Origin of the sequence: Acidisoma sp. S159 (assembly GCF_009766125.1) — a bacterium.
GTDB lineage: Bacteria > Pseudomonadota > Alphaproteobacteria > Acetobacterales > Acetobacteraceae > Acidisoma.
On the sequence record NZ_LMUG01000019.1, the window covers coordinates 1 to 5,045 of the forward strand.

Annotated in this window: 6 protein-coding genes; 4 read left to right on the plus strand and 2 right to left on the minus strand. The window is 59.8% G+C overall.

What is annotated here, in order from left to right; translation table 11 throughout:
* The first annotated feature begins 208 nt into the window (after positions 1-208).
* From GSQ92_RS07385 to GSQ92_RS07400, 4 genes are all read left to right on the plus strand, one after another.
* The gene (locus GSQ92_RS07385) at positions 209-1,126 is read left to right on the plus strand and encodes an NmrA/HSCARG family protein (RefSeq protein ID WP_159013255.1); all 918 of its coding nucleotides are present in this window, start codon (positions 209-211) and stop codon (positions 1,124-1,126) included.
* A gap of 58 nt (positions 1,127-1,184) precedes the next feature.
* Positions 1,185-1,328 (plus strand): hypothetical protein, encoded by a 144-nt coding sequence (locus tag GSQ92_RS29795; RefSeq protein ID WP_174247805.1) that lies wholly within the window; start codon positions 1,185-1,187, stop codon positions 1,326-1,328.
* A 95-nt stretch (positions 1,329-1,423) separates the two neighbouring features.
* A complete protein-coding gene (locus tag GSQ92_RS07395) occupies positions 1,424-1,873 on the plus strand; it encodes an ester cyclase (protein ID WP_159013257.1) in 450 nt (149 codons plus the stop codon).
* Between the two features lie 156 nt (positions 1,874-2,029).
* A complete protein-coding gene (locus tag GSQ92_RS07400; RefSeq protein WP_159013258.1) occupies positions 2,030-2,752 on the plus strand; it encodes a TMEM175 family protein in 723 nt (240 codons plus the stop codon).
* 301 nt (positions 2,753-3,053) lie between these two features.
* Here the strand turns inward: GSQ92_RS07400 and GSQ92_RS07405 are convergent, their stop codons facing one another.
* Both GSQ92_RS07405 and GSQ92_RS07410 read right to left on the minus strand, forming a co-directional pair.
* A complete protein-coding gene (locus GSQ92_RS07405) occupies positions 3,054-3,239 on the minus strand; it encodes a hypothetical protein (RefSeq protein WP_159013259.1) in 186 nt (61 codons plus the stop codon).
* Positions 3,240-3,464: 225 nt separating this feature from the next.
* A complete protein-coding gene (locus GSQ92_RS07410; RefSeq protein WP_159013260.1) occupies positions 3,465-3,716 on the minus strand; it encodes a hypothetical protein in 252 nt (83 codons plus the stop codon).
* Positions 3,717-5,045 lie beyond the last annotated feature (1,329 nt).

Consider the following 5,045-nt stretch of genomic DNA (forward strand, 5'->3'; position numbering starts at 1 on the left):
TCAATCCAGCGCTTCTGCCAAAGAACCGTCGACGTCCAGCAGAGATGTGGATAGAAACTTCGGAATCAGGACACTAGCTCATAGGGCCGACCGTGAATTAGTTCGTCCAAGAGTATCAATCCTGTGCCTAAGGGCGAAACATGTGCCGTCTTCCGGCGGCCTCACGTAAGTTTTCTATAGGTAACCCTTTCCCACACAGAGGTAGTTTATGTCCGATATCAAAAAGCCGATCCTCGTCTTTGGCGCGACCGGTCAGCAGGGTGGGTCGGTCACAACGGCGCTTCTGAAGACAGGCTGGTCCGTTCGTGCGATAGTTCGGGATACCGGCTCAGCGAAGTCAGTCGCGCTTCGTGATGCTGGGGTCGAACTCGTACAGGGCACATTGGCCGATACCACTACGATTCAGCGTGCCATGGAGAGCACTCACGGCGTTTTCAGCGTGCAGCCGAGTTCGCCCGGAGGTGAGCTAAGCGATGAGGATGAGGTGCGTTACGGCATCAGCATCGCCGATCTGGCGAACGATACCGGCGTCGAACACCTAATCTACTCCTCGGGTGGCGCTGTTGGTGACAAGCCGACCGGAATGGGACACTTCGATAGCAAGGCGCAAATCGAGGCTCATATCCGCACGCTGCCTATTGCTTCGACCATCGTGCGACCGGCTACTTTCATGGAGATGCTCGTACTGCCAGGCTTTGGACTCGAAGAGGGGCGGCTCAACTTCTTTGCCAAGCCCGATCAGTCGATGCAACTTCTCGCAGTGGAAGACATCGGCAAGTTCGTCGCCGCAATCTTCGCTGATCGCGCGCGATTTGCCGGAAAGACATTCGAGATTGCGAGCGATACCGTTACGGGCCGCGATATGGAAACCTTGTTTACCAAGGCGGCTGGTCGCCCCATCACCTACTCGCGGTTCTCCGATGCCGTCCTTGCGGCAAATCCATTCCTGGACAGGCTGACTGCTTTGCTCGACCAAGGCCCGCTCGCAGGCCACGCTGACCTCAACGCGCTGCGCAAAATCAATCCAGAGATGCAGTCCTTTGCGACATGGCTCGCCGGCAGTGGTCGCACGTCATTCGAACAGGCATTGGGTACGGGGGGCGCATGGCAATACAACAACGCATGATGTTGCAAAGCCAGGCTGCGTAATAAGCGCGGGCGTCACGGTCCCCATCGAGGCGATCGTGACGCTCCGACGTGGCTTGGCGGCGCTGCCGGCCAGGCATCCCGAGCGGCAGCCGCTGATGGCATCGACGGCCAAACTCTACGACATTAGCCGCGCCACGCTCTACCGGCTGTTTGACGGACGCCGTCGATTGGGGAGCTAGAATCGGAGTTTGAACCTCAAGCGCGGGGTCTACCTCCTTGCCCAGGCTATCGACCAACGTCGGTCGTCTTCACAAGACAGTTCAGGAGATTAAAAATGAGCAGAGAAGAAGATAACAAGGCCGTCGTCGTTAGGTGGTTCACCGATTTCTGGGGCGCGAACGTCCACCTCAATGTTGTCGACGAGATCGCGTCGCCGGACATGCTACTGAATTATTCGCTGCACGAGCCGCGCCGGGGCCGTGACGACATCAAGGCCTTCATGACCGACTTCCGCTCTGCGTTTCCGGACCTGCAATTCGGCGCGACCGCCGATCTAATCGCCGAAGGCGATTATGTCGTCGGCCAGTGGAAAGGCGGCGGCACGCACACCGGTCCGGCGTTTGACGACTTCCTCGTTGGCTCGCTGCCTGCCGCGACCGGCCGAACGATGCAGTTCACGGGCACCACGGTTCTTAAAGTCGTTGACGGCAAGATCGTGGAGGAGATCGGGCTCGATGACGGCGTCACGGCGCTCACCCAACTCGGCCTTCTCAAGGCCGTGTGATCAAAGTTAGCCGTCGTCCATCGTTTTGCGCGGCGGATCGCCTCCGGCTACAAGCGAGGCTCGCACGTTTTTGTGCGGGCCTCATTTCTCTCAAGTGTCATGCAAACCACTTTGAATCCCAGCGATCCTCGGAGAATCTCCATGCACGAGGTGCAAATGAAAATGCTCCGCGCCGACCGCTCGGCCCGGCTGGAGCTACCTGAGCAGGAACGCGATGCCGGCTTCACCGATACGGGTCGGCTTGCCGGGCTATGCGATGGCGTTTTCGCCATCATCATCACGCTACTCGTCCTGGAGATCCATCGCCCAGGTGCCGAGCCCGGCATGCTTGCGCAAGAACTCCTAAAGGAATGGCCATCATATATGGCGTACAGTGTGGCGTTTCTCTATGTCGGCGTTATCTGGCTCAACCATCACTATCTGTTCGAACAGCTGCAGAAGGTGGACTTAGCCGTGCACTGGATCAATCTTGGCGTGCTCGGCACCGCCGCTCTGATTCCATTCCCGACGGGCGTGTTGGCGGGAGCATTCCGCAACGGTGACCTGATGGACCAGAAGGCGGCGGTGGTGCTTTACGCATCGATTGCAGGACTGATGTCGGCCGCCTGGGTGCCGTTGTTCGTCTACCTACACCGCCACCCGATCCTGGTGAAAGCGAGGGTGTCGTCGGGAATGTTCGCCGCCCAGGTCGCGCGACCCCTCATCGGAGTGCTGCTCTACGCCCTTGCAGGTCTCCTAGGCTGGTTCGTTCATCCTGTGGCGGCGGTGGGGATTTTCATCTTTATGGTTGCCTACTATGCCGCGACGAGTAAAGGCATCCGCATCCGGAAACGAGGAAACGCGGCCAAGGAATCGGGTGGGCAATACAAAATCAGGTAATCAGAATGACCAAAGTGGAACTCGTCGCCGAGCTGGCAATCGCCCATCCTTATTTTACTAGTCATGACTTCCAACCAATCCGTCGCGACGTTTCGCGAGCAGAATAGTGCGGCGGTCGCCCAAGGGACATCGGTCGAGCTGCGCGGCTCAGCACCTTCACCGTGAGAAGCGCGTAGCTCACGCTGCTCGCACCTGCGACTGTCAATGCTAAAACGGTCAATACGCGATAAGGTGCTTCTCGCGGGTTGACGGTCGCCGCCCGACGTATGACCACTCTCGCTACACCACACCGATCCTTATTCTACTCCGAGCCGCTCACCGCCTGCTGAAGGACAGCATCGTCCCGACGGATGCGCTCGGCGGCGAGGAACTCATAGGCCTGGTGTACAGTAATCCCCAGGACTGCTGCCGCTTTTTTAATGGGGCGCTTCTCTTCGTGCACTAAACGCCAGAGCTCTTGAGGAGTGCCTGCGGATGAGCTGCTCATACAACTTCACCTTGCAAAAATATGTAGGCAGCGCACGGGCAACGCCGACTTTCGCCGATGGGCAGGTCTTCCCGAGTTCAGGATCAACGCCCCGACGGGCGCGTTGTGGCCATCATCTCGGACGATCCCCGCTATCTAAGGTCGCCCGTGTTGGGGGCAGCGCCGGCAGCGGACATCAACGTCGCCTGGACCACGAGGAGGTCTCGAATTGGACGGTAGGCTCCGTCAGGCAACATTGGGCTCCAATCCGCCGTCGATCTCGTCTGCCATCGACAAGATCATCTGCGCGGGGGTCGACGCGAAACTGAATAGTCCCGGCTCACCTTTGCTTCCTCCGAGGCGTGCCAGGATTGCGACCAGAACCACCTGAGCATCTTCGCGATATCTACGCGCCGCGCGCCCCATGAGGGGCTTTCGGTCCACTCTGGCCAGAGCTTGAGCAGTGGTTTCGATGAGGGCCTCAGCTAAGGGTGCCATGATATTTTTCGGCTCCAAATGGCGTGCTTTTCATCAAGATTCTTCAAATCAGGTCGCCTAATTTCAGTGGCGATAACTATGAATTACTGAGGATGGGCCGATAGACAAGCCCACGGCCGATCTAAGATACTCAATTCTCAGCACCACGAGCTCCGGGCGGGTGCCCCCCGAGCGGAGAGCTTGGACCGATCGGCTCCAGTTGGCTGGCATTGCAGCGGCGCGAGTTTTCTGCAGCGTGTGTTCCCGGGAAGCCGCCGCACGGCGCCCGGCCCGTAGGTCGGCGCGACGGCGGCCTTTCCTTACGATCGCATGACCGTCGAACGGTTTCGGTCCGCCTTCGCGGGCGCCCGCTAGCGGGATGATCTACGGGCGTGGTTCGTGCCCGGCACGACAGCCGAACGGCGGCTCGATCGTTGGCTCGGGCGTGAGATGGCCGGGGTGCTCAGCTAGGCTGATGATCGAGGCCGCGACGCTTTTGCCTTCCAGCCCATCGAGAGCCGCTTCTTGGAGGTGGCCGACGATCTGCGGATCCGGACCCCATACTCCAGGGCTGTCGTGCAAGAGATGCGAGCGCTGCCTTGGGCTTGGTGGGCCTGCGCGTCGACAGCCCGATCTGCGACACCGGCCGCGTGGAAGGTGGCAGCCAAGCATCGACGAACCCCTGCCATCGGCAGGCTGCTGAGCCGCAATGCTGAAGTCGGGTTGTTCGGATTCCCGCTCTTACCCACGAGGCTTATCGCCAACGCCAGGTTCCCGCCTGATATGGGCAAACTTCCCTAGCTTTGCGAGCCGCCGTTCGCCCGTCATCCGCGATGAGTCTTAATCCGGACACTGCCATTCTGCTGGGGCGGGGCAGGGAGGTGAGATAGCGACGGTGAAGGTAGCGACCCCATGGCCGCGAGGCCAGACCGGCTAACGGGGCGTTAACGACGATTGAGCGGTGCTTCTTGAACTCATGACGTGCTTAGAGAGGATAGGAGATCTCGCAAGGCCAGCGGTGAAGGAGCCGCTACGTTTTGCCTTCCTGCCACAAGGACCAGAGGCCTGGGCGACGGCCCACGATCTTGCAACCTGACTAATCAGCCTATCGTGGTGCCATCCGGTTTCTCATCCCGGACACCACGCGCAGGGATCGGTTTGGCAGCTGTCTCTGCAGCCTGTTCGTCTCGCCCAGGCCGCGCGCAGCCAAACCGCGGATGAGAAAGACGTCGGCCCGTTTGGGGCGCTGTTGCGGCGAGCATTCATCATTTAAGTCGCGAGAAGCACGCGGTCGCACGATCGATGAGCAGCCATGGCGAGAATAGGCCGCGGCACGCGATGCACACGGCT

What these genes read in the sequence shown, in the direction of transcription:
- GSQ92_RS07395 (WP_159013257.1), top strand. Translation starts at nt 1,424, where the DNA reads ATGAGCAGAGAAGAAGATAACAAGGCCGTCGTCGTTAGGTGGTTCACC.
- GSQ92_RS07400 (WP_159013258.1), top strand. Translation starts at nt 2,030, where the DNA reads ATGAAAATGCTCCGCGCCGACCGCTCGGCCCGGCTGGAGCTACCTGAG.
- GSQ92_RS07385 (WP_159013255.1), top strand. Translation starts at nt 209, where the DNA reads ATGTCCGATATCAAAAAGCCGATCCTCGTCTTTGGCGCGACCGGTCAG.
- GSQ92_RS07405 (WP_159013259.1), bottom strand. Translation starts at nt 3,239, where the DNA reads ATGAGCAGCTCATCCGCAGGCACTCCTCAAGAGCTCTGGCGTTTAGTG.
- GSQ92_RS07410 (WP_159013260.1), bottom strand. Translation starts at nt 3,716, where the DNA reads ATGGCACCCTTAGCTGAGGCCCTCATCGAAACCACTGCTCAAGCTCTG.